We start from the raw sequence: 26,300 nt of genomic DNA on the forward strand, positions 1-26,300 counted from the left end.
ACAGCAACAAACTTCTTCAGCTAGGAAACGCCAATGGTTGGTTTTCTAATTTTACCTCCCGAGAACCCTCTTATCTAGTGGGAAAACAGATGTAATCGCCATTGATTTTGTAGTATAATGCAGACAGTGTGCAAGGAGGAATACAATGAAACCCATATACGCTGTGGTGGATCTTGAAACAACAGGAACCGATTCGACGATTGATCGAATTATTCAATTTGGCTGTGTCTTAGTCCAAGATGGCAAGATCATCAATCGTTTTGCCGCAGATATCAACCCTGACCGCAGAATTTCTAAGCAAATTCAACGATTGACACACATCACAAACCAACAAGTAAGCAAAGCGCCATATTTCGAAGACGTAGCTGATACGATCTATAACTTACTCAGCAACACGATTTTTGTGGCGCATAATATTTATTTTGATTATCATTTTTTAAGCAATGAATTTGTGCGTTGCGGGCTACCGCCTTTATCACTTCCCGGAATCGATACGGTGGAATTGGCGCAAGTGTTTCTACCAACAGAAAGCAGCTTTCGTTTAGGCGATCTGGCAGATAGCATCGGCTTTCGTCATGATAACCCGCATCAAGCTGATAGTGATGCAGAAGTGACCGCAGCTTTATTTTTGTATATCGAAGCGATCATGCGAGAACTGCCCCGAACGACCCTTAAACAAATTGCGCTTTTAAGCGGTCAAATGGGCATGCAAACGAGTGACTATATCCATGGAATCTTAAAAGAAAAAGGCCCAGAGTTGGCAGAAGATTTAGAAGTGATCGACGGTATCGTCTTGCGGAAAAAGACCGTCCCGCTTTTTGAATCTACGCATTTTCAAGAAACGTATCCGAAAGTTAAAACGGAAAAAGAACAGCGCTTTGGCCAGCACTTAGTCTATCGGAAACAACAAGCACGCTTGATGAATGCAGTGTATACGCATTACACCCAGCCAGAGAAAAATCTGATCATTGAAGCAGAAACAGGCATGGGGAAAACCATTGGTTACTTGTTTCCAGCCGCCTATTTAGTGACACCAGAAAATCCGTTGATCGTTAGTACCTCTTCAATTCTATTGCAAAATCAAATCATCAACAAAGACATTCCTTTGGTAAACCAAGTACTGCAGCAACCTTTGCAAGCAGTTTTGGTCAAAAGTCATCGTCATTACATTGATTTGCAGCGTTTTAAAGCGACCCTTGATCAACCGATAGAGCAAAAGCAATATGCGCAATACCAAATGGGGATCTTAGTTTGGCTAACTAAAACAGAAACGGGGGATTTCGATGAATTGAACTTGGTTCGACTTGATCATCCTTTATTTACCGACATCCGCCATCGCGGCGTTGCTTTTTTAGCCAAAGATCAACCCTTCTATGAACAAGATTTTGTCCGCCATTTATATCGGCGGATGGCGCAAAGCAATGTTTTGATCGTCAACCATGCCTTTTTGATGCAGGAAAACCGGCGAGCGCAGCCACTGTTGCCAACGAGTGATTACTTATTGATTGATGAAGCCCAACAGTTGCCGCAACAAGCAGAAGGCTTTAGTCAACATGTCTTTGACTCTGCTCACTTCAAGCGGCAGTTTTTACAGCTAAATGAAGAAGGGCTATTTGAAGAAATTGCCCAAATCATTACCGAGGATGACTTTCTGCAACGGATGTTCTCGTTGTATCGAAACGCGTTGTCGATCTTGGTCGAAACACAAGAACAGTATTTTCGCAGTTTGTCGATCGATGCGCCAGAGCTACAAGTCGTGCACCATGACGACCTCTATGATGGCACGTTAGAACAAGACAAGCTTCATCAGAAATTGAGCCTTTACTATCAAGAAATCAATGAGATCCAACAACAGTTGCGTCAGCGATTCGAGTTGACCAATGATCGGTGGTATGCAAGACAACGAATCGTGATTGCTCGTTTGTTTGATTTCTTTGGTCAAATGGAAACCCAGGAACAAACGGTGACCGCATGGTTGACTTGGTGGCATCCTCGTTACGTTCATTGGTTGAAAAAGCATCCCCAGTCAGGAAATGCTGTGATTGAATTAGCTGATCTAGAAGGGCATTCGATCGTGGAAAGCACGTGGTATCAACGCTATCAGCACATCATTTATCTTGGGGGGACATTGAAGATCCCAGGAAATAAAGAATATTTTGCCCATCAGATTGGCTTGACCGATGTGCCAGTCAAAACGATTCCCGCTTTTTATGACTACAGCAAACAAACTCGACTCTATGTAGTTAAAAAAGGACTCTCGATCCAACAAGCATCAGCTGCTGAATACGCGGATTATTTAGTCGAAGCGTTAGTCCCAATTTTGTTTGACAATCCGCAACCAGCGCTTGTGTTGTTTACGGCGCACGAAACTTTGAAAAATGTCTATGATCGATTGAATAAAAAAGCCCTGTATTATGGCAGAGAAATCGTTGCTCAAGGAACTGGCGGAACCCGTGAGAAAATCTTAAAGAAATTTTTATTAGCGGAAAATGGCATCTTATTAGGGACTAGCAGTTTTTGGGAAGGGGTCGACCTACCAGGTCAGGCCTTGAAGATCGCTGTGGTGACTCGCTTACCTTTTGAGAATCCTAAGCAACCAATGGTCCAAGCACGGCATGCCTTCTTGGAAGCAGAAGGCATCGATTCTTTCAAAGAAGATGCCTTACCTAAAGCGATTCTACGGCTACGCCAAGCGTTGGGGCGCTTGATCCGTTCTGAAGAGGATACAGGCGTGATGGTCGTCCTTGATCGACGCTTGTTATCAACGAAGTATGGCAAACGGATGGTCAAAGGTCTGCCTAAAAACTTACCTCTGATTGAAGCTAGTCCAACCGAAATTGCCGAAGATATTCAACATTTTTTTGCGCAAGAGGAAAAAGCGGCGGTTGATTTTGAAAAATGAGTCGAACATCTGATATAATGAGTTTTATTTAAGATTGGAGTACGAAGTGTGAAAACAAAAGACAAAGAACATCGGCGAGTGATTATTTTGCTGAGTGCGATCACGGTTTTACTGGTCGTTATTCTCTTCGCTTCTATTTTCTATCTCCGTTCTTCTCGTCCAATGCGGCAAGCAAGAAACGAAGCGATCGAAATAGCAGAAAGATACACCGATTTAGCAGAGGTCGAACAATTTTATTGGTTCACCCGTGAGGAAACATCTTTTAGCATTGTTGGAAAAGATACGAATAACAATGAGATCGTCGTGATCATTCCTAAAAGCGGCGAAAAGGTTTCCGTTTTTAATCAAGGGGATGGATTGACGGAAGCACAGGCCAAGGCCTTCGTTCGCGACAACCATCAAGGGCAGGAAATCCAAAAAGCAGCATTGGGTATTTTTAAAGGCGAGCCCGCTTGGGAAGTCATGACTAAAGACGACCAAGGCCGCTTGAACTATTATTTGATTGGTTTCAAAGATGGAGAAGAAATCAAAGCGGTCACTGAACTATAAAAAGGCGCTTTTGATAGACAGAAATTTGGATCGTAGGAAGGATGATAAACATGGTACTTTCAAAAAGAGCAGAAAAATTAGAACCCTCCGCTACGTTAGCGGCATCTGCTAAGGCAAAAGCATTAGCAGACCAAGGTGTAGACGTATTAAGTCTAACCGTCGGTGAGCCCGACTTTATTACCCCGAAGAACATTCGCCAAGCAGCGATTGCAGCGATTGAGAGCGGCAAAGCTAGTTTTTATACAGCAACTGCTGGGATTCCAGAGCTAAAACAGGCGATTCTTGCTTATATGAAAGAGTTTTATGGTGCTGACTATGATTCAAACCAAGTGATCGTGACAGATGGCGCGAAATTTGCCCTGTATACGTTGTTTCAAGCGCTTCTTGATGAAGAGGATGAAGTACTCATTCCAGTTCCTTACTGGGTCAGTTATGCGGAACAAGTCCGTTTAGCAGAAGGGACACCTGTGTTTGTTGAAGCTAAGCAATCAGCAGATTTTAAAGTTTCTGTTGCTCAATTAGAAGCCGCTCGTACAGAGCAAACGAAAGCCATCATTTTAAACTCGCCTGCCAACCCAACAGGGGCGATATACTCAAAAGAAGAATTAACGGCAATCGGCAACTGGGCAGTGGAAAATAATATTTGGATCATAGCGGATGATATCTATGGTCGTTTGGTTTATAACGGCAATACCTTTACATCAATCGCTAGCCTATCTGAAGAGATCCGCAAACAAACCATCGTGATCAACGGCGTTTCAAAAACCTATTCTATGACTGGGTGGCGGATCGGATTTGCTGTCGGCGATGCAAAAATCATCAAAGCGATGGTCGATATCGCTTCCCAAGCTACCAGCAACCCGCCGGCTGCTAGCCAATACGCAGCAGTTGAGGCACTGACTGGTAATCAAGAATCGATCGAAGTGATGCGTCAGGCCTTCGAAGAACGCTTGAATAAACTATATCCGCTAATTGCCGCTATTCCTGGTTTTAAGGTGACGAAACCCCAAGGCGCGTTTTACTTGTTCCCAAATGTCAAAGAAGCCATGACAATGTGCGGCTATCAAACCATTGATGCCTTCGTAGAAGCTTTACTAATGGAAGCCCACGTGGCAGTAGTGACTGGTGCTGGTTTTGGCACACCGGATTATTTACGGATCAGCTATGCAACTGATTGGGACACGTTAGCGGAAGCTACCAAACGAATCCATGATTTTGTTGAAAAGAAGCGCCAAAAAGCTTAAAATGCTCTATGGTGCCTTTATTAATTAGATAGGAGAGAATCAAGTGGAATCTATTCAAATTTTAGATGCAAAAAAACACGTTGGCGAAACCGTTCAAATCGGAGCATGGGTTGCTAACAAACGTTCTAGCGGCAAGATCGCCTTCTTACAACTTCGCGACGGAACAGCATATTTTCAAGGAATCGTTGTAAAAAGTGAAGTAGGGGAAGAAGTTTTCCAATTAGCGAAAAATTTAAATCAGGAAACTGCCGTACTGGTCACTGGGGAAATCAGAGAAGACAGCCGCTCAAAATTTGGCTATGAAATTGGCATTTCTGGTTTAGAAGTTGTCGGTGAAAGCCACGATTACCCAATCACACCAAAAGAACACGGAACAGATTTCTTAATGGATCATCGTCACTTATGGTTGCGTTCTTCAAAACAACATGCCATCATGCAAATCCGAAACGAAATCATTCGGGCAACATATGAATTCTTCAACAAGAATGGCTTTATCAAAATCGATCCACCGATCCTAACCGGATCAGCACCAGAAGGAACGACCGATTTATTTGAAACCAACTATTTCGATCAAAAAGCATATCTATCTCAGTCCGGTCAATTGTACATGGAAGCTGCCGCTATGGCGTTTGGCAAAGTCTTTTCTTTTGGACCAACTTTCCGTGCCGAAAAATCAAAGACACGTCGTCACTTGATTGAATTTTGGATGATTGAACCAGAAATGGCCTTTATGCACCAAGAAGAAAGTTTAGAAGTCCAAGAGCAGTACGTGGCATTCTTAGTGCAAAATGTGCTCGATAACTGTGCCTATGCGTTAGACGTCTTAGGTCGTGACCGTGAAGTCTTGAAAAAATACACCAAATTACCATTCCCACGAATCTCTTACGATGATGCAGTGGAATTATTACAAAAGAACGGCTTTGATGATATTCAATGGGGCGATGACTTTGGCTCACCACATGAGACTTTTATTGCCAATTCATTCGATCAGCCCGTCTTTATCTTAAACTATCCAAAAGCCATCAAACCTTTCTATATGAAGCCACATCCAACGAGAGAAGATGTCGTGATCTGTGCCGATATGATCGCACCAGAAGGCTATGGCGAGATCATAGGTGGTTCTGAACGTGCCATCGATCATGAATACCTCCTAGAGCAAATCCGCGCCCATGGCTTGGACGAAAACGAATACTCATGGTATTTAGACCTACGCAAGTACGGCTCAGTTCCTCACACCGGCTTTGGACTTGGACTAGAACGGACCGTTACCTGGTTATCAGGAATCGAGCACGTAAGAGAATCCATTCCGTTTCCACGGTTGTTGAATCGGATTTATCCGTAATTTAAACAAATTTTGTGCGAAAGCGTAAATGATTCACTCATCACACCATCCCTTGCTAGAAAGCCTAAGCGGGGCTGGTGTTTTTATCTGCTCTTGATGATGGATTGCTTCAGAAAAGAAGCTAGCAGCAATCCAACGGACGGGTGGGACTGATCAGAAGAAATCGCTTTGCTTACTCAAGTCTGCTTTTTTTACGCGCGGGGATGTGATATAATAACAAATTGACTAGTATCTCTCATTTTATAATATTAAGGACAATACACTATGGATAATAGAAAAACGAATAAAATAATCATCAGTATTGTGACACATAATAGTCGTGATATATTCAAAACATTGGATCATCTGGAGAAAGAGATAGGAGAGGATCCACGCTTTGAAGTGAAAATATTTGATAATAATTCGAAAGCAGAATACATTGCTAAAATGCAAGATTATCCATTTGTCACTGTCATCTCAGCCAATGAAAATCTTGGATTTGGTCATGGACACAATCAATTATTAATGAATGCAACGCAAGAATACGGATTTATTTGCAATCCTGATATTCTTGTCACGAAAGAATCAATTGAAGGATTATTAAAAAGAATTCAAGAGAATGAAGCAGCTGTCGTAGTTCCTCAGGTTTTGAACGAAGATGGCTCTATTCAGTATTTAGTAAGAAAACGATTAGCTGTATTCGATTATTTCTTGCGATTTATTCCGTTTCATTGGGTAAAAAAAGTATTTAAAAAAAGACTGTCTGCTTATGAGTGCCGTGACCTTCCACAAGATCAAACCAGTTATATCCGAATGGGCTCTGGTTGTTTTATGTTGGTAGAAATCGCTCGCTTTAAAGAAATCGGCGGCTTTGACGAACAGTTCTTTATGTATTTTGAAGACAATGATTTGTGTTTGAGATATGAAAAAGCGGGGTACCGCATTTTGTATACGCCCTTTGAAAAAGTCGTGCACTTATACGGTAAAGGAGCTCATAGAAGTGCAAAACTCTTTTTGGTGTTTATGCATTCGATGATGAAATTTTTTAATAAATGGGGTTGGAGGCTGTTTTGATGAACCGTTTATTTGTGACGATCGTAATGTATGAAAGAAGCTGGCAAGAAGCGTCGGCTTCACCGCTTTTGGAAAAAGCGGTGAAGAACCAGCAAATCCAATTGCTGGTTTATGATAACAGTCCACAAAGTCATGATGAGCCTTTTTTTCAGCATCCATTAGTGACCTATTTCCATGATCCAGCCAATCCCGGCCTCTCCAAAGCATACAATAAAGGGTTTAAGTCTGCGTCTAGGGGCGATTTTGATTTGCTGCTTCTCTTGGACCAAGATACGGAGCTGACAAAAGCCTACCTAAACTTTCTTATGGCTGAGACGATCGGAACTGAAATAGGTGCTGTTGTGCCGCTGATTTACAGTGGCACAACACAGGTATCACCGGTCTTAGCTGATCATTACATCAATCGAAATCTGGCCTATCCTGCTATCGGTGAGCAAAAACAGCGGATTATGGCAATCAATTCCGGCACCGCAGTCACTCTCGCGGCTATAAAAAAAATCGGCGGATTCAATGATGCTTTTCCGCTGGATTTTTTAGATCATTGGCTTTTTCTTCGCTTACATCAAGAAGGCTTTCGGTTTTTGATCGCAAACCAAAAGCTGAATCATGATCTTTCAGTCATGCATTATAAAACGATGACTAGGGAAAGATATGAGCAGATTCTTACCAGTGAATCGAAATTCTATAGGGATTTCGATAAAGAAAAGAAAAAGGAACATGAAAAACAGCTTTTTTTTCGAACAATAAAACAAGCACTTTCACCCAAAATGTGCCGATTCAGTGGAAGAACATGGAAAGAATACTTGTCATTTAGGAAGGATCATTTATGATATCAGTCTGTGTAGCCACTTATAACGGAGAAAAGTATCTTCAAGAACAGCTGGACAGCATTCTAATTCAACTTGCACCTGATGATGAGCTGATTATTTCGGATGACTTCTCTACTGACAAGACAAGAAGTATCCTCGATTCTTATCGCGCAGATCCCCGAATCAAACTTTTGGAAGGACCGCAAAAAGGCATTATCAAAAATTTTGAACACGCAATTAACCAGGCTTCAGGCGATCTGATTTTTTTGGCCGACCAAGACGATGTGTGGCTTCCCGATAAAGTTGCTGATACAAAAGCAAAATTTAATGAAAAAAAAGAGACACAGGTAGTCATTTCTGATTTGAGAATTGTCGATGAGCAGCTTGAACTGATTGAACCCTCCTATTTTGCCTATCGGAATGTGAAAGTCGGATTTTTACGAAATTTGCTTAAAAATAAATATATCGGAGCAGGCATGGCTTTTCGAAGAGAGTTGAAGCCATCTATTCTTCCTTTTCCGCAAGCAATTCCAATGCATGATATGTGGATCGGTGCAATGGCAGGCAACCGCATCGAACTTATCGATAAGCAGTTAACGTTGTATCGCAGACATGAAAAAAATGCCAGTGAAATCAATACATCCGCTTCATTTGGCCAGCAATTCGTGTGGCGCTGGGGTTTAATAAGAAGCCTGATTATGAGAAAGGTATTTGATAAATAAAAGTTACATTTTCATTTCAAAACTTTGAATTGAATGACAAAGCTTTCTAGAAATGAGATAATGCTGTGGTGAGAAATACAAGTAAATTATTTAAGGAGCGTAATGAATGAAAGGGATTATTTTAGCAGGCGGTTCAGGAACACGCCTTTATCCATTAACAAAAGCAACTTCTAAACAATTGATGCCTATTTATGACAAACCAATGATTTTTTACCCAATGTCTACATTGATGTTGGCGGGGATCAAAGAAATTTTAATTATTTCCACTCCTCAAGATACTCCTCGCTTTCAAGAGTTATTTGGCGATGGCAAAGACTTAGGACTGCAAATTGACTATGCAGTACAGCCAAGTCCTGACGGCCTCGCTCAAGCATTCATTATTGGGGAAGAGTTTATCGGCACTGATAGTGTTTGTTTAGTCCTAGGAGACAATATTTATTATGGCGGCGGTCTATCAAAAATGCTTCAACGAGCTGCTGCAAAAGAATCAGGCGCAACCGTTTTTGGCTATCATGTAAATGATCCTGAACGATTTGGTGTAGTGGAGTTTGATGATGACATGCACGCCTTGTCTATTGAAGAAAAACCTGAGAAGCCGAAATCAAATTATGCTGTAACAGGTCTGTATTTTTATGATAACGAAGTAGTCGAAATCGCCAAGAATATCAAACCGTCTGCGCGTGGAGAATTAGAAATTACCGATATCAATAAAGTTTATCTAGAAAAAAATAAACTTTCTGTTGAAGTCATGGGAAGAGGTTTCGCTTGGCTTGATACAGGAACACATGAAACATTGCTTGAGGCATCTACTTTTATTGAAACGATTGAAAAACGGCAAAACTTGAAAGTTGCGTGTTTGGAAGAAATATCATTCCGAATGGGCTATATCACAAGAGAGCAGTTGGTTGCTTTAGCTGAGCCATTGAAAAAAAATCAGTATGGTCAATATTTATTACGACTAGCTGCTGAATAAAGAGGAGACGCTTTGATGAAAGTTATAGAAACAAAATTGACAGATGTAAAACTAATAGAGATGGACGTTTATGGCGATCATCGAGGTTTTTTTACTGAAAGCTATTCAAAAGAAAAATTTTCAGCACAAGGAATTGACTTTGATTTTGTTCAAGATAACCACTCATTATCTGCTGAAGCAGGTGTGTTAAGAGGCCTGCATTTTCAAAAAGGTGAAGCAGCACAGACAAAATTGATTCGTGTGGTGACTGGTGCGGTCCTTGATGTTATCGTAGATATTCGTAAAGGCAGCCCGACCTATGGAGAGTGGGAAGGGTACTTGTTAACCGAACACAATCATCGCCAGCTATTAGTTCCTCGCGGATATGCTCACGGATTTATGACGCTTACCCCAAATGTGAACTTCTTGTATAAGTGTGACAACTATTATAATGCCGAAGCTGACGGCGGCATTGCATTTGATGATCCCGATTTGGCAATTACTTGGCCTATAGATGTGAAAAAAGCGATTCTATCAGAAAAAGATAAAAAACATCCAACACTGAAAGAATTTGAAATAGAAAATACATTTGTCTATGGTGAAGTATAAGGAGTGAAAGTGATGAAAAAAATTATTGTAACTGGTGGAGCAGGATTTATCGGCTCTAACTTTGTTCATTATGTGATCAATAATCAACCTGATGTTTTTGTTACAGTTTTAGATAAGCTGACCTATGCGGGAAATAAAAACAATCTTAATGGTCTTCCAAAGGATCGCTTTGAATTAGTTGTCGGCGACATTTCTGATCAGGAGCTGGTAGATAGATTGGTTCAGGGTACAGACGCTGTCGTTCATTATGCTGCAGAATCTCATAATGACAACTCGTTGAAAGATCCTTTTCCGTTTGTTCAAACCAACATTATTGGAACGTATACGCTGATAGAAGCATGCCGAAAGTACAATGTAAGATACCATCATGTTTCAACCGATGAAGTATATGGCGATCTTCCTTTGAGAGAAGATCTTCCGGGACATGGCGAAGGAGCGGGAGAAAAATTCACGGACAAAACGCCGTATAACCCATCAAGTCCTTACTCTTCAACAAAAGCTGGTTCCGATCTTTTGGTAAAAGCTTGGGTGCGCTCATTCGGTCTCCAAGCGACGATCTCCAATTGTTCTAATAATTATGGACCGTATCAACACATTGAGAAATTTATTCCTCGACAAATTACCAATATTTTGAGCGGCATCAAACCGAAATTGTACGGTGACGGGAAAAATGTCCGTGACTGGATTCATACAAATGATCATTCATCTGCTGTGTGGACGATTTTAACAAAGGGAAAAATGGGTGAAACCTATCTCATCGGTGCCGATGGTGAAGAGGATAATAAAGCAGTAATTGAACTGATTTTAGAACTAATGGATCAGCCCAAAGACGCGTATGAGCACGTAAATGATCGACCAGGTCATGATTTGCGCTATGCAATTGATTCGACAAAATTGAAAGAAGAATTGGGCTGGCAACCGGAATTCACCAATTTCCGAGATGGCTTAGCCGATACGATTGAGTGGTATCGCAACAACGAAGAATGGTGGAAGACAGAAAAAGAAGCGGTAGAGAAAAATTATGCTGCGAATGGACAATAAATAAAAGCGGGGAAACCTGCTTTTTTTGAAGGGATGAGAAATATGATTTTACTGACAGGCGGAAATGGGCAGCTGGGCACGGAGCTGCGACATCTATTAGATGAAAAAGGATTAAACTATGTCTCAACGGATGCCCAGGAAATGGATATTACGGACGAAAAAGCAACTCTTGCGTTTATTCAAGAATTAAAACCGACCGTTATTTATCATTGTGCTGCATACACAGCAGTAGATAAGGCGGAAGATGAAGGCAAGGAACTTGATGAGAAAATCAATGTCAATGGGACGGAAAACGTGGCGAAAGCGGCGAAAGCGGTAGGAGCAAAGTTTGTTTACATCAGTACTGATTATGTGTTCGATGGAACGAAAAAAGAGGGGGTCTACAAAGAAACAGATACGCCGAATCCTCAAAATGAATACGGTCGTACAAAATTGCTGGGTGAACAAGCAGTGAAAGACCTGTTAGATGAATACTTCATTATCCGAACTTCATGGGTTTTTGGTAAATATGGACATAATTTTGTATATACAATGAAACGTTTAGCGCAAACGCACCCGCGCTTAACCGTCGTTGATGATCAATATGGCCGTCCAACATGGACCCGAACATTAGCTGAATTTATGGTCTATATTATCGAAAACAATGCAGATTATGGGATCTACCATCTATCAAATGACAATAGCTGTTCATGGTACGAATTTGCCAAAGAAATTCTGAAAGAAACGGATGTTGAGGTTGCACCTGTCACTTCAGCAGAATATCCGCAAAAAGCAAAACGACCACAATACTCGGTGTTGGATCTTACAAAAGCAAAGAATACCGGTTTTGTTATTCCTACTTGGGAAGAAGCATTGGCTGATATGACTGCATCTTTTGAGAAAGAAGAAAACTAGAAAAAGAGGGATCATGATGAAAGTTTCCGTTTTTGGTTTAGGTTATGTAGGATTAGCAAACGCTTTGTTATTGGGGCAAAAAGAAGAAGTACTTGCTTATGATATTGTGGATGAAAAAATCGATCAATTGCAAAAGAACATCTCACCTCTTGAAGACAAAGAAATTCACCAGTTTTTGGAGCGGACAGACTTGTCCGTTCGTTTCACCAAAGCTTTTGATGAAGCAGTTGACTTTGGGGATGTATTAATTATTGCAACGCCTACAGATTACGATGAGCATAAAAACTATTTTGATACGTCGACTGTAGAATCGGTGATTGAAAAAGCGCTGGAGTTGCGTCCAGATGCTGTGTTTATTATTAAATCAACAGTTCCTGTAGGGTATACATTAGATCTTAAAGCACGTTTTAACACAGAGAACATTTTATTTTCACCTGAATTTTTGCGTGAGGGAAAAGCTTTATACGACAATTTGCATCCTTCGAGAATTGTTGTTGGAGAATGCAGTGAGCGAGCGAAAGAGATCGCCGAGATGTTCAAGCGAAATGCATGGGAAAATGAAATTCCCGTTCTTTTAACAAATCCGACTGAAGCTGAAGCAATCAAACTGTTTTCTAACACGTATCTGGCGCTGCGCGTGGCATATTTCAACGAATTAGATACCTATGCGGAAGTGAGGGGACTTGATTCACGACAAATCATTGAAGGCGTCGGACTGGATCCTAGAATCGGCTCCCACTACAACAATCCGTCTTTTGGATACGGCGGCTACTGTCTGCCCAAGGATACCAAGCAGCTCCTAGCTAACTATGATAAGGTTCCGAATAATATCATTCAAGCGATCGTCGAAGCAAATACGACCCGCAAAGATTTCATCGCGGAGCAGATCGTTGATCGACAACCAAAAGTTGTGGGTATCTATCGATTGACTATGAAAGCTCATTCTGATAATTTCCGCTATTCTTCCATTCAAGGAATTATGAAGCGGATCAAAGCCCATGGAATCAACGTAGTAGTATACGAGCCTTCTTTAAAAGAGAAATCCTTCTATAACTCTGAAGTGATTGATGACTTTGAGACGTTTAAAAAGATCTCTGATGTTATTGTAGCAAATCGTATGGAAGATGTACTGCATGACGTAGAAGACAAAGTATACACAAGAGATTTGTTTGAAAGAGACTAAAAACTTTGAGAAAAAGGAGGCCAAATTTCGTTCGTTGAATGCGGCTTTCTTTTTTTCGTTTAATCTGTCAATGAAACATTAATTTTTTTTCTCAATTTTTGAAATGATCTGCTAGAGGTTGAGAAAGAGGGGAATGTCGAGTATACTTTTTAAGGATAGCTTTAAAAAGTTTTATCGTAAAAAAGATTAGTGGAACCTTAAAGGAGAAAATGATGTTTGAGCGTAAAAATAGAATTTTATTGAAAGAATTAGTAAAAACCGATTTTAAACTAAGATATCAAGGAAGTATTATGGGCTATGTTTGGTCTGTTTTGAAACCATTGATGTTGTTTACTGTCATGTATGTGGTCTTTGTACGTTTTCTTAAATTTGGACAAGATGTTCCTCACTTTGAAGTGGCGTTACTTTTGGGAACCGTTCTATGGAGCTTTTTTAGCGAAACGACAAATTTAGGTATGTCATCAATCGTCACACGAGGCGATCTACTTAGAAAACTAAGCTTTCCTACACATATCATTGTTATTGCTGTATCGATCAACGCCTTAATCAATCTAGTAATTAGCCTTGTGATCGTTCTTTTATTTGCGATGATCAATGGAGCGGATATTTCAATCTATGCTTTTTTGGCACCGCTGCTTCTGATTGAACTCTATGCCTTTTCATTGGGTGTGTCTTTTATTTTGGCAACAATCTATGTTAGGTTTCGAGACATTGGACCGATCTGGGAGGTTGTCCTTCAAGCGGGTTTTTACCTTACACCGTTAATTTACCCATTGACACTTGTAATGAATATGGACGTGAACATTGCCAAACTTTTGATGATGAATCCAATGGCTCAAATCATTCAAGATATGCGGCATATCTTAACAAGTACAAGCAATATTACGGTATGGCAATTAATAAATACGAATTGGATCGTCGCAATTCCATATGTTTTGCCATGGATCGTATTAGTTGCCGGCTACATGATTTTTAATAAAAATTCGAAAAAATTTGCGGAGATTATTTAATATGAATAATGAAATAGCAGTGAAAGTGGATCATATAGGAAAATCGTTTCGACTTCCTACAGAAAGTACAACGAGTTTAAAAAGAACGATCGTTAATTATTTTAAAGGAATCAAAGGGTACAATGAGCAAAAAGTCCTAAGAGATATTTCGTTTGAAGTGAAAAAAGGAGATTTCTTTGGAATTGTCGGAAGAAATGGGAGTGGAAAATCAACCTTATTAAAAATTATCTCCCAAATTTATACACCTGAAAAAGGGTCTGTTGAAGTGAACGGAAAATTGGTTTCTTTCATCGAGTTAGGCGTTGGATTCAATCCAGAATTAACTGGGAGAGAGAATGTCTATTTGAATGGCGCTATGCTTGGTTTTTCCGAAAAAGAAGTGGATGGAATGTATTCCGATATCGTTGAGTTTGCGGAATTAACTGAATTTATGAATCAAAAATTAAAGAATTATTCAAGCGGCATGCAGGTTCGGCTTGCGTTTTCTGTAGCGATTCAAGCGAAAAGCGATATTTTAGTCTTAGATGAAGTATTGGCTGTCGGGGATGAAGCGTTCCAAAGAAAATGCAATGACTATTTCATGAAGGCCAAAGATGAGAACAAGACCATTATCCTCGTGACTCACTCAATGGAATCTGTTCGTAAATACTGTAATAAAGCACTGATGATCGATAAAGGGGAAGTAAAAATCATCGGGACCCCAGATGATGTAGCAAATCAATATTCTTTAGACAATGTTACACAGACGGGGGCCTCCACCGTTATTGAAAAGGAAGAGGTTTTAGAAGAACCACAAAAAGTTGAAACAAAAAGTAAAGAAGAGGAAACAATTCGAAACTTTACAGTAGATTTATTATCTGATGAAATGCTTACCGATGAGAATCGACGAGTAGAGTTTTTGATTTCTTATGAAGTGTTAAAAGATATGGAGACGTATATTGCTTTTTCAATGACAGATATCGATCGCAACATTTGGATGTACAACGACAATTCATATGATGAAATGACAAAAGGTATCGGTAAAAAGACTTTTAAATATGCTTGCGAGTTAAATCACATCAATGAATGCAAATTAAGGTTAGGCGTATCAATTCGAAACGCCGCGGACGAACCATTTGCTTTTTCAGATCAAGAAAATTCACCCGTAATAATCGTTTCTCCAAGAAAAAATCGATCAAAAAGCGAGCGGATCGCCTCAAGCGGTATTTTGACAAGCAATGGAAGCTGGCAGAAGCTTAAGTGATCAGAAAAATCTACTTATAGAAAAAGGTGAGTCGTATTGGAACCATTAGTTTCTGTGATTATAACTTGTTATAATCATGAAAAATATGTTGGTCAGTGTCTGGAAAGTGTATCTTCCCAAACCTATAAACATTTAGAATTAGTGATTATCAATGATGGATCGACAGATAATTCAGATCAGATTATTAGAGATTATTTATCACATGTTTCGCTAAAACATGAGTATTTGGTTCAAGAAAACCGAGGCGTTTGTGTGACACGAAATAAAGGACTTGAGCGAGCTGTCGGAAAATACCTATTATTTGTCGACAGTGATAATTATCTAGATAATCAATATATTGAAAAGCTAGTTGAAACTGCCGAAAAAGAAGAAGCAGATATTGTATATACTGATCTTGTAAATGTTGAAACAGGTGAGCTGTTTATGGAAGCCAAACCATTCCAATTGGAAGAGTTTCTTTCTAGTAACTTTATTGATAATTGCTCGTTGATAAGAAAAGAAATTGTTGGTCAGCTAACATATGATTTAGCGTTAAACAGAAAAAAATTAGTCGACTATGACTTTTTTATGCGACTGATTCTTACCAACCATGCGAAAGCTGTTAAATGTTCTTCCACAAAATTAAATTATCGAGTGCTACAAGAATCAATATCAAGGAAAGGGCAGCATGGGACCGAAAAATTTTATTATGAGATTTATCTTTATCTCCTGAGCAAGCATCAGGAACAATATCCACAACTGGTTCTTTCAGCAATTAAGAATAATATCATGCAACTGGAAGACCGAAACGAAGAATTAATCAATCATCTTGCAGATTTGACTAATTATATAAAACAACAAAACAAAGATAATGAATTATTGCTTGCAGAAATTAGTGAATTAAAAGTATCAGTGGAAGACTTAAACAATGAAAAACAGGCGATAGATCAGCGATTACTTGAAGAAAATCTTGAAAAAAATGACTTGCAAAATCAGAATTTATCTATGGCGCAATTAATTCAGTTGCTGGAAAACGATAAACAAGCGTTGATGTCATCTAAGTCATACAGGGTTGGCAAACTTATTGTGAAGCCTTTCAGTTATGGACTAAGATTTTTAAGAAATCCTAGTAAAGGATTAGTACTTGTTGATAAAGCAAAACAAAAGTTATTGGTTAAACTCAGAAAAATCCCTAATTTGCAATTTTTAGTTTTATCTAGCAAACGAAAAGCAACACGCAAAAAAAATGTTTATCAAAATCCAAAAAGAGTATTGGTATATGTTATCTATGAAAGCCAATCCCAGTTGCAAGAGTATAAACTCATTTTTCTTTCCTCTTTAGCAGATTTTTCAGAAAAAGTATTAATCGTAGTGAATGGTAAATTACCGGAGTCTGACTTAGAAAAGCTTCGTAAGTTTGGGGAGGTCGTTCTTAGATCTAATGATGGATATGATACGGCAGCCTTTAAACACGGTATCGATTTTCTTGGCGAAAAGGAATTAAGTAAGTATGATGAATTGTTATTGGTGAATGATACGAATGTTGGTCCAGTCTCAGATTTAACAGAAGCATTTAATAAAATGGCAGCTAAAAAACTTGATTTCTGGGGAATTTCTTATGGAGAAGAACAACCTGATTTTACCAAGTATAACAAGTATGGATATATCCCTATTCATTTACAGTCCTATTTTTTAGTAATTGAGAAATCAATGTTCCACGATCCATCATTTTATGACTATTGGAAAAATCTTGGAGATACGAACTCAAGAGAAAAAGCAATCGGAAAGCATGAAACGGTTTTTACAAAACATTTCAGCGACTTGGGCTTTAAACACGGGGCTTTAACCGAAAAGAATACGGATAGTCCAATGTATATCCATCCCCTTCAAATGGTTCGAGAGGGTGTACCTATCGTTAAATACACAGCTTTTGCAAACGATACAGACGAGAAATTTGCTTGGCAAGGACTTCAGAGGAAAACAGAAGTTCCTGAATTAATTGAATATATTAGAAATGAAACGGAGTATCCAGGTGCTGTGATCGATCAAATCATGGAGGATATCAAAAATAAAAAGCACAAAGAACATATTCTCATAATAGATGGTGTCGAAAATGCAATTCCGCAGTTAACAAAATACCGTGTACAAAATAAGATTGAACAGTTAAAAAACCTAGGCTTTGATGTCTGGCATGTTAATCTTTCTACATTTCAAATGGGATTAGCTGAGCACGCAAGTCATATCATTATCTACCGTGCACCATATGATGAGCGATTAGCAGAACTGATTCGTTTAGCAAGAAAGTACCATAAACCTGTGCTGTATGATATTGACGATTTAGTGATCGATACCAAGTACACGGATCAGTTGATGTACGTCCAAAATCTTACAAAAGTTGAAAAAAACAATTACGATAGCGGCGTTATCAGTTACAAAAAAATGATGCTTATGTGTGATGGGGCGATAGCTTCCACAGGTGTCTTAAAAGAGGAACTTCTGAATTATCACCAGAACGTACTGCTTAATCGAAATCTTGCGAACCAAGAGTTGGTGGCGATCAGTCATGATGCAGTTGAAAATAAGATGGAAGATAGTACAAAGGTGAAAATCGGGTACTTTTCGGGATCTATCACCCATAATGAGAATTTCGAATTGATTAAGCCTGCTATTCTAGAAATCTTAGAAACTTTTCCGCAAGTGGAATTGCATTTAGTTGGGCATTTAGATGTTCCGAAAGAAATGGAAAGGGTAGAATCCCAACTGGTCATTCATCCATTTGTTGATTGGAAAGAATTGCCGAAACTGATTTGCCAAGTGGACATTAATTTAGCACCGCTGGTACATTCGATTTTTAATGAGGCAAAGTCTGAAATCAAATGGATGGAGGCTGCTTTAGTGAAAATACCTACATTGGCAAGTGAAATTGGTGCTTTTAAAGAGATGGTAACGCACAACAGAAACGGCATACTCGTCAAGGATAATGAGTGGTTCAACCAATTAGAAAAAGTGATAAACGATAAGACTTTTAGAGAAACTATCGGTGAGAATGCTTATAATTACGTAATTGAAAATTGTACAACATCAGAGCATGAAGATGAACTAAGTGCTTTTTTAAGGAGTATCCATTAATGCTATTTATTAAAAACAATCTAATTGAACTAAAAAAGAATTACAAGCTGCTTATTCTTTTTCTATTCATTCTTTTGACTGCTCAGTTTTTCTTACAATATATAGAATTAACTTGGCCTAAACTGTATATTGTTTTGGCCTTAGCAGCTGCTATACTCTTACTGATAGTTTCAAGAATAAGTGATGAAACGAAAATCGCCAGAAATGCGTTTGTCTTAATTTTTATTGCTGGTACATTAAATGCACTGATTCTACCAATTCGACAAAACTATGACGAGAATACGCATTATTACCACGCATTAGAAGTAGCAGATGGAAAAGTCAGAAATCAAACAGATGAAAGAAATTTTCTTGCCATATCCCCGGATTTCTTAGCTATTACCAAATTACCTAGTAAACCCGAGTATGGAAATGAACTGAATACTAATCTTTACCACAAAGAATTCCTTGAAATTGAATCTATTCCCTCTACCTATAATGAAGACTGGCTTGAAAAAAGCGGGTTTAATAATCCCGCTTATATACCAAGTGCTATAGGCATATCCATTGGACGATTATTCTCGCAAAGAGTATCTGTTCACTATTATTTAGGGAGAATTTTTAATGTTCTGTTTTATGCATTGTTGGCTTTTTGGGCTATAAAGGTAAGCAAAGTTTATAAATTAGCGCTTTTCGTTGCAGCTACGACCCCATTTGCCGTATGGATCTCATCTGGTTTTACCTACGATAATCTTTATTATGGTCTAGTACTATTGATATTGGCTCAATTCACCAATTTTTTTGTTGGTGAACGCGAAGTTAATTTTCGAAAAATCATACTTTATATGCTTACTTGCCTTGGGCTGGTTTTTTGTAAGGCACCAGTGATTCTGTTGGCTGCACTGCCTTTATTTGTGCCTGCAAAATATTTTGATACGAGGAAAACAAAAAAAATTACGGTTTTTGCAGTACTTCTATGTTTTTCATTAGGCTTTTTATGGTTGATGAACGGTGCGATTTTCCATCTATTCGAGGATGTTCCTGCAGCTAATACTGTCGCAGTGGATGAAAATGAAGATGTTCTTTCGTATTTAATCAGTAATATTGGATACACAATTACTTTGTTTTTACGATCATATTCGGATGTAATTGCTTCTATCGGTTATTTTCTGAAGAATCCAATGCCATACTTTATGGCTAGTGAAGCCGCGGGGTTCATCAATTTGATAAACTATACTTTGATAATTACTCTTTCTGCTATGCTTATTAAAATCACTATCCCTAAGAAGACACGTGTGCTTACTTTGGCTACTTTTTTTGTGATTATTTCAGGAACAATCTTGGCAATAACAGGTGATCCACGAGTATTTTCAATTGGTGATTTAAGAGTCCCAGGTGTACAAGGCAGGTATCATTTTTATTTACTCGCATTCCTGCCGTTATTTCTAGGGCCTATTCTTAATAAAGTAGGCTTTGAAAGTGAAAAGGTAATGAGTCATTTGGATTCAAATAAAATTACTAGCTTTTGCGTTAAAACAATCTATGTCATTACATTTTTTAATTCTTGTGTCGCACTGTATGGCTATTTATAAGAATAAGAAAAGGAGATTTTAATGAGAAAAATATTATTCCTTTCACCAACTGGCACAATGGACAACGGGGCAGAAATTTCAATATTTAATTTAATGAAATATCTAGTTGAGCAAGGATATGAAGTAGTAAATATTGCACCGGTTAGTGGAGACGTCGAAGTAAATGACTACTCGCGAATTTTTGAAAGTAATGGGATCAAATGTTTTTTAGTTTCAAATCAACGGTGGTGGTGGGAGGATGCACCAGGAATGTTATTTGGAAGTGAAGAACAACGAGCGGCATCTTTTAGAAATACTATCGATCTCATTGCAAAAAAGATAGACGAGTTTGATATTGAGTTGGTAATCACAAATACAGTAAACATGTTCCAAGGTGCGATGGCGGCGGCTGTTCAAGACGTTTCTCATATCTGGTTAATTCATGAATTTCCTTCCGGCGAATTTGCTTACTACAAGGATAAAATTGAGTTTATAGAAGAATTTTCTGATGAAATTTTTGCTGTTAGAGGCGAGTTGAGCAATAATTTGCAAGAGCTGTTTACAAGGAAAAAAATTAAATCATTCGCTCCCTACACAGAGTTAGAACAAGTTTCCCTTAAAAAGGGAGATGTTCAAAGAATCGTTTCAGTAGGACGTATCAACCCAAGAAAAAATCAATTAGAATTAATTAAAGCATATCATCAGTTGAACAGGTACGATATTGAGTTGGTTTTTATTGGTGCATGGGATGATGAGTATAAAGAAAAATGTCTCGATTATATCAAAAAAAATCGTTTAAAAAATATAACTTTTCTAGGAAATGTAGACAATCCATGGGAGCATGTGACATCGAAAGATATATGCGTTTTTTCTTCAGCAATGGAAACATTCGGTTTAGTTTATGTTGAGGCTCTTTTAAACGGTGTACCAGTTATTATATCCAATAATCCAGGGCACATGTCAGCATATGATTTTTTTAATCACGGTTGTGTCTATCCATTAGGTGATATAGATAAATTAGTAGAAATGATCCGCGTTCGATTAGATAACTTTGATGACTTCAAAAGCGAAACAGTCAATTTCTCCGTTGAAGCAAAAGAGAAGTACCAGATTTATTATGTTTATCAAGACTTAATCGAAGCGATCGATTCCGTAACTGCTTCGCCAAAAGCGATTCGCCATATAAAATCTTTATTGACCTTAAATGAAAAAAAGAGCAAACTGGCGCAATTTGAGTATCAAACGAGAAGTTTCCTGCAAAGAGTTAAGTATAAAATAAGGAAAAGCTTTAAATAAAGTTCAAATGATTCTAAGTAAAAAGACAAGGCCGACAACAGGCTCTTTGTCAATAAGGACTGATGAGTTGTGCAAAATCAAATCTGGGTCAGAATGAACCACATTCTGGCTCAGATTTTTTGTTATCTTACATTGATTAATTGATTGATCAAAAAGATTCTAATTCTCATGTTCTCGAATGATTTAAATCCGTAGGATACTCGTTTCATTGTCTTTATGTGGGTATTCTTCGCTTCTATTTTTCCATTGGAATAAGGATAGATCATTGCGTTGGTGATGCCTTCTTCATAGGTCAGAAGGTTTTGAAGCTTCTCCCGAAAGCTGTCATCTAACGTTTCGGGAAGTTCTGTCAATAAGGAGAAAAATAAGTCAGGGTCTTTGTCTCGAAAGGCTTCAACTAACTCATGAAAAAAGGGATACGCCTCCTTCAGGGGCGTAGAAAACTCAAGCAATCGATCAATCATCATTGCTTCAGTAAGAAATGGGTATTTTGGTGCTCGGAAACTTTTCCATGTTTTGTATTCATAATGGTTGATGTTTGCACGATTTTTTAGCAAAAAGCGCCAGTTCTTTTTCAGTTTTTCTGCCTGGCTTTTCTGTCCGGCTTTACGAAGTTCATTCATTTCACGGATACGCAACTCATTGAAAGCTTGATTCATGTGTTTGACAATATGAAACCGATCAATCACTACTTTCGCATTTGGCAGAACACGTTTGGTGAGCTGGAAGTAGGCGGCGTTCATGTCTGTCACCAAGAATTCTACTTCTTCTGGATTGGTACAACCTAAGAAATAGCTTGTTAATCGAGGTAATTTACGCGTAGGCAAAACATCTATTAATTTTCCTGTTTCGCCATCTGCGCAAATAAAGCTCATTTTATCTTCTATGGAAGCATGCGAACGAAATTCATCAACCGTCAATACTCTGGGGAGAATCTTCTTAGATTGCTTTGGTAAATAGCTTTTAAACTCTTTCAATGTACGAATAACGGTGGTCAAAGATACCTGACAGCTTTTCGCAATAAAAGATAAAGATACTTTTTCAGTCAGTAAAGAAGCAATTTTATATCTAACATGATTTGCGATTGAATGTCTGGGTTGGACAAAATAACTTTGAGCAGTCCAATGGGTTCGGCAGTTTTTACAGGTATAGTGCTGCTTTTTTAGGCGCATAACCAAAGGCATATGATTGTATTGTTCAAAACGGACAATCGTTTCCTTCTTCCCATTTTTCACTATAATTGCTTTTCCGTTTCCATCTACCACAGTAGAACCACAACTTCTACAAGCACGAGGAGTAGGCGAGAGAACAGCATCGACGACCAACGTCTTTTTCTTCTGAAGGGTCTCGTAAGAGACCTCTGTAATCATCAAATCTTTCTCTATTATTCTCAGCATTTTTTTGATAGAATCATTCATATAGCATATCGTCCTCTCAGTTGTTTATTTTGTGGTGATTTAATCATACTAGAGAACGATATGTTTTTTAATACCTAAAATGAAAATGGGACTGAAGAATCAATTCTGATTCATCAGTCCCATAAATTATAGAGCCTCAATTCTGATTCATCAGTCCCATAAATTATAGAGCCCGACAACAAAGGCAACCTTGTCCTTTTTACTTTTTCAGTTAAAAGTTTACTATTTCACGGACCGCTTACCCCTAGAGATAGTAGGGATCGAGTATTAAAGCAAAAAATACAAACAAGGCTTTAAAAAGTTGTTTAATTCTATTAGCAATAAAAATAGCTTGATAGGTGAATATGTCAGAGATTTAATGCTATCATAAACAAAATGATCAGATTTTACGATATATTTATTGTTGAGTTGTTTCCTCGACCATATCAAATAGTGTCAGTAAAAAATAATTGAGTTTTTACTGACACTACTAAAAGACTGGTTAGTATATTCAATTATATAGTAAAAATTTATCGTAGTGATTGGTGTGATTTAGCAATTTATTATTTAACTTCAAGGTCTGATCCTTGCATAATCTGCTGATTGTAAAAGCTTGATGTCTTACTAAGTTCATTAGAGAATTCATCAAACCCTAATTTTTCCATTAGAGTCATTTCTTCTGAAAATAGATTTGTTCCTAAGCCTAATCGATTTCCCTCAATGGAAACACCTAATGCAGATAAAGTGGTCGGAAACAAATCCAATGTACTGAAAGAACGATTGGTATTATTCAAGGTTGTTACCGGTGAGTTAATAAAGAGATTGAAGACAGTTCGCTCATAGTCTTCAGGGATACCATTAAAAAAAGAGGGATCCATGCTTAGGTGGTCACCGGCAATTACGATAGTAGTATTATCATAAAAAGACTGTTGCTGAACCCATCGTATAAAATTACCTAACATATAATCTGAATAGTGGATGACATTACTATATTGCTGTTCAAAAAGTTTAGGTGTATTTTCGGTCATCAAACCATCTGGGAAGTGCATATCAGCTGTTAGAAGCGTTAAATTAAAGGGCTCTTCTGACTGAGAATCTTCTATAAGTATGTTTTTAGCAAACTCAAAAAGTTTCTCATCCTCATATCCCCACCAGACTTTATAGTCAGACGGTATCCATTGATTATCGATGGCATATTGATAATCTTTTATTTGGTAATTTCCATGTTGAGAGTAAAATTTATCTCTGCCGCCAAAGCTTGCATCGGAACCGATTAACAGTGTTTGATTGTATCCTTCTTGATCTAAAATGGTACCGATTGTGGTGACACCAGGCATAAAAGATGAAGTATTGCCATATTCATTTTCGTTATAGCCACCAGAGACTCTCAGAGGAACCCCAGAACTTTGGGCAACCATTCCTCCTACTGTAAAACCAACACCAGGAACTTGACGAGCACCGCCGAAAGTACTTTGGTGCGAAAAATTTAGTCCATCTGCATAAGCTGATTCTGTGAGATTTGGTAATAGATTGACTTCTTGCATTCCGCCAAGGTCAATGGATAAGTACGTTGATTCTAATGATTCGACGTAAATATAGATAAGGTTTCTTTTTTGGTCTGGAAAGGTAAGCGCAACATCATTCGGGTCCACATAAAAATCTTCGTAAATCGTTGATTTTTCAAAAAAATATGCTTTTAGTTCTGCATAGCCCAATGTTTGTATACCAAAGAAAAAACCGTATATAGTGAGGCTTACACTAATGAAGGAAAAAAAGAAACTCGTCTTTTTGGTTAACTTAATTTTCTGAAACTTTTTGTAAGATAGAGCATAGAGTAGCAAGTATAGGATTACTAGAAAACTAAGTGTGAGAATAATAGAATTTAATAAAGGACCCAAAATGAACGTATAAATTTGGCCCGCATCTGTTCCTGTCAAGGGTTGAGACAAAGTGTATAGAATTTCACTAATGCCTACATTACCAAAAAAATTTTTCGTCCAAACGGCACTGCTTCCCGCAAGTGCTCCAATGAATACTAGTAATGAAAAAATAAAAAAAGAAAGTTGAAGACGCCAGGTCAAGGATTGAAATATTCTGTCAATCAGACCTGTTTTTTTGATAATCAGTACCGTTGATAAGAGAAAAAGAAAAACAAGGATACTTACACCAGTGACAGCGGACTTGGTTGAAAGGAAACTAAAAGATAAGAGATTTTTTCTTAATTCAGTTAAGCCGAGTGATCGTGCAATAAATGCCGTGAATGAGAGATGAGAAACGGCACAAAATAGAGAAAGCGAAATTCGCCGATAAAAGCTTCTATTTGCTGTTAAAAAGAGTATGAGAATAAAAAGTAAGATTGAAAAAAGCATCCTGTACCTCCAAATACATATTATATATAGTATACTAGAATAATAACAAGTCTCCAAAAGAAAAACTTAAAAAAAGGCGTGGAATCCTTATTTTTTTTCATTTTTTGCCAATTAATGAGAGTTTGTCTTCTTTAAGTTTTTTTCGGGATTTTAATTTTTGTTGAGAATTACTAAAAAGTCGAGTATAATTTTTTAGAATTGGATATTTAAAACTCTTAACAATTCATGGAAAGGGATATTCATGCATACATTTGTTATTTGCGCTTATAAAGAGTCTTCTTTTTTAGAAGAATGTATACTTTCTTGTTTAAATCAGACAAGTATGAAAAAAGGAAAGTCCAAGCTGATTTTGTACACAAGTACACCAAATACTTATATAACAGATATTGCCAACTCTTATGAGATACCTATGTTTACTAGTTCAGGCGGAAGTATCGGACGAGATTGGAACAATGCATTGTCTTTTGTTGATACGCCATATGCGACGATCGTTCATCAAGACGACATCTATTTAAAAGAGTATGGTGAAAGCGTCATTGATGCGTTCGAAAATAATAATCAAACAAGTATTGTGTTTACGGATTATAAGGAAATCGATCAAGAAAGTCAAATTAGAAAAAGATCAATAAATCTTAAAATTAAAACGTTCGGTTTAAAAACAATGGGGTTATTACAATCAAAGTGGTATCAAAGGCGAATATATGCGTTTGGGAACTTTATTTGTTGTCCAGCTGTTTCATATAATTTGCGGGTGCTCAATGACTTCAAATTTAATGAACAGATGCGAATGGCAGTAGATTGGGATGCATGGGAACGAATCATGAAGCGGCCGGAAAACATTTGTTACATCTCAAAAAATGCAATGTATCATAGAATTCACGAAGAATCTGAAACAACTGCAACAACCCTGGATAAAACGAGAGAAGCAGAAGAATTGGAAATGTACAAACGTTATTGGGGGAAAACCATTGCTTCTTTTCTCATGAAATTTTACGTGAAAAATCAAAAAAGCAATCAATTATAAGAA

The 26,300-nt window shown here is 38.0% G+C and carries 20 protein-coding genes; 18 read left to right on the forward strand and 2 right to left on the reverse strand.

Annotation, left to right across the window (positions count from 1 at the left end; translation table 11 throughout):
• Positions 1 to 145: 145 nt before the first annotated feature.
• The 17 genes from IGI92_RS05770 to IGI92_RS05850 all read left to right on the forward strand — a co-directional run bounded on the left by IGI92_RS05770 (position 146) and on the right by IGI92_RS05850 (position 21,507).
• Entirely contained in the window at positions 146 to 2,902 is a 2,757-nt protein-coding gene (locus tag IGI92_RS05770) for a helicase C-terminal domain-containing protein (RefSeq protein ID WP_430608262.1), read from the forward strand.
• 48 nt (positions 2,903 to 2,950) lie between these two features.
• Positions 2,951 to 3,451, forward strand: coding sequence for a DUF5590 domain-containing protein (locus IGI92_RS05775; protein WP_005236934.1), 501 nt, complete (start codon positions 2,951 to 2,953; stop codon positions 3,449 to 3,451).
• A 50-nt stretch (positions 3,452 to 3,501) separates the two neighbouring features.
• Positions 3,502 to 4,695: a pyridoxal phosphate-dependent aminotransferase gene (locus IGI92_RS05780; RefSeq protein WP_034872200.1), complete on the forward strand. Its 1,194-nt coding sequence runs from the start codon at positions 3,502 to 3,504 to the stop codon at positions 4,693 to 4,695.
• A 43-nt stretch (positions 4,696 to 4,738) separates the two neighbouring features.
• On the forward strand, positions 4,739 to 6,037 hold the full coding sequence (gene asnS, locus IGI92_RS05785; protein ID WP_086332213.1) for an asparagine--tRNA ligase: 1,299 nt from the start codon (positions 4,739 to 4,741) through the stop codon (positions 6,035 to 6,037).
• Positions 6,038 to 6,301: 264 nt separating this feature from the next.
• On the forward strand, positions 6,302 to 7,090 hold the full coding sequence (locus IGI92_RS05790; protein ID WP_005229506.1) for a glycosyltransferase family 2 protein: 789 nt from the start codon (positions 6,302 to 6,304) through the stop codon (positions 7,088 to 7,090).
• A complete protein-coding gene (locus tag IGI92_RS05795; protein ID WP_430608263.1) occupies positions 7,090 to 7,920 on the forward strand; it encodes a glycosyltransferase in 831 nt (276 codons plus the stop codon). Before IGI92_RS05790 ends, IGI92_RS05795 begins: the two co-directional genes overlap by 1 nt.
• Positions 7,917 to 8,621 (forward strand): glycosyltransferase family 2 protein, encoded by a 705-nt coding sequence (locus IGI92_RS05800; protein WP_430608265.1) that lies wholly within the window; start codon positions 7,917 to 7,919, stop codon positions 8,619 to 8,621. The genes IGI92_RS05795 and IGI92_RS05800 overlap by 4 nt, the downstream gene beginning before the upstream one ends.
• 106 nt (positions 8,622 to 8,727) lie before the next feature.
• On the forward strand, positions 8,728 to 9,594 hold the full coding sequence (gene rfbA, locus IGI92_RS05805; protein WP_016621264.1) for a glucose-1-phosphate thymidylyltransferase RfbA: 867 nt from the start codon (positions 8,728 to 8,730) through the stop codon (positions 9,592 to 9,594).
• Positions 9,595 to 9,609: 15 nt separating this feature from the next.
• A complete protein-coding gene (rfbC, locus tag IGI92_RS05810) occupies positions 9,610 to 10,182 on the forward strand; it encodes a dTDP-4-dehydrorhamnose 3,5-epimerase (protein ID WP_010749348.1) in 573 nt (190 codons plus the stop codon).
• A gap of 12 nt (positions 10,183 to 10,194) precedes the next feature.
• Positions 10,195 to 11,223, forward strand: coding sequence for a dTDP-glucose 4,6-dehydratase (gene rfbB / locus IGI92_RS05815; protein WP_430608266.1), 1,029 nt, complete (start codon positions 10,195 to 10,197; stop codon positions 11,221 to 11,223).
• A gap of 42 nt (positions 11,224 to 11,265) precedes the next feature.
• Entirely contained in the window at positions 11,266 to 12,117 is an 852-nt protein-coding gene (rfbD, locus tag IGI92_RS05820; RefSeq protein WP_430608267.1) for a dTDP-4-dehydrorhamnose reductase, read from the forward strand.
• Positions 12,118 to 12,133: 16 nt separating this feature from the next.
• Positions 12,134 to 13,300, forward strand: a complete 1,167-nt coding sequence (locus IGI92_RS05825; protein WP_430608268.1) for a nucleotide sugar dehydrogenase — start codon at positions 12,134 to 12,136, stop codon at positions 13,298 to 13,300.
• A gap of 209 nt (positions 13,301 to 13,509) precedes the next feature.
• Positions 13,510 to 14,310, forward strand: coding sequence for an ABC transporter permease (locus tag IGI92_RS05830; protein ID WP_005229524.1), 801 nt, complete (start codon positions 13,510 to 13,512; stop codon positions 14,308 to 14,310).
• A gap of 1 nt (position 14,311) precedes the next feature.
• Entirely contained in the window at positions 14,312 to 15,553 is a 1,242-nt protein-coding gene (locus IGI92_RS05835) for an ABC transporter ATP-binding protein (RefSeq protein WP_430608269.1), read from the forward strand.
• A gap of 36 nt (positions 15,554 to 15,589) precedes the next feature.
• On the forward strand, positions 15,590 to 18,661 hold the full coding sequence (locus IGI92_RS05840; RefSeq protein WP_430608270.1) for a rhamnan synthesis F family protein: 3,072 nt from the start codon (positions 15,590 to 15,592) through the stop codon (positions 18,659 to 18,661).
• Complete coding sequence (locus IGI92_RS05845; protein ID WP_430608271.1) at positions 18,661 to 20,232, forward strand: DUF2142 domain-containing protein; 1,572 nt, start codon at positions 18,661 to 18,663, stop codon at positions 20,230 to 20,232. Before IGI92_RS05840 ends, IGI92_RS05845 begins: the two co-directional genes overlap by 1 nt.
• Positions 20,233 to 20,253: 21 nt before the next feature.
• A complete protein-coding gene (locus IGI92_RS05850; protein WP_430608272.1) occupies positions 20,254 to 21,507 on the forward strand; it encodes a glycosyltransferase family 4 protein in 1,254 nt (417 codons plus the stop codon).
• A gap of 122 nt (positions 21,508 to 21,629) precedes the next feature.
• Here the strand turns inward: IGI92_RS05850 and IGI92_RS05855 are convergent, their stop codons facing one another.
• Together IGI92_RS05855 and IGI92_RS05860 are read right to left on the reverse strand one after the other, a co-directional pair.
• Positions 21,630 to 22,925 (reverse strand): ISL3-like element ISEfa11 family transposase, encoded by a 1,296-nt coding sequence (locus tag IGI92_RS05855; RefSeq protein WP_430608273.1) that lies wholly within the window; start codon positions 22,923 to 22,925, stop codon positions 21,630 to 21,632.
• Between the two features lie 542 nt (positions 22,926 to 23,467).
• Positions 23,468 to 25,273, reverse strand: a complete 1,806-nt coding sequence (locus IGI92_RS05860; protein WP_430608274.1) for an LTA synthase family protein — start codon at positions 25,271 to 25,273, stop codon at positions 23,468 to 23,470.
• Positions 25,274 to 25,514: 241 nt separating this feature from the next.
• Between IGI92_RS05860 and IGI92_RS05865 the strand changes: the two genes are divergently transcribed.
• Positions 25,515 to 26,297, forward strand: a complete 783-nt coding sequence (locus tag IGI92_RS05865; protein WP_074535122.1) for a glycosyltransferase — start codon at positions 25,515 to 25,517, stop codon at positions 26,295 to 26,297.
• Positions 26,298 to 26,300 lie beyond the last annotated feature (3 nt).

The sequence above is a fragment of the Enterococcus sp. DIV2379 genome (assembly GCF_050542965.1).
In the GTDB taxonomy this organism is placed as follows: Bacteria; Bacillota; Bacilli; order Lactobacillales; family Enterococcaceae; genus Enterococcus_D; species Enterococcus_D entomosocium.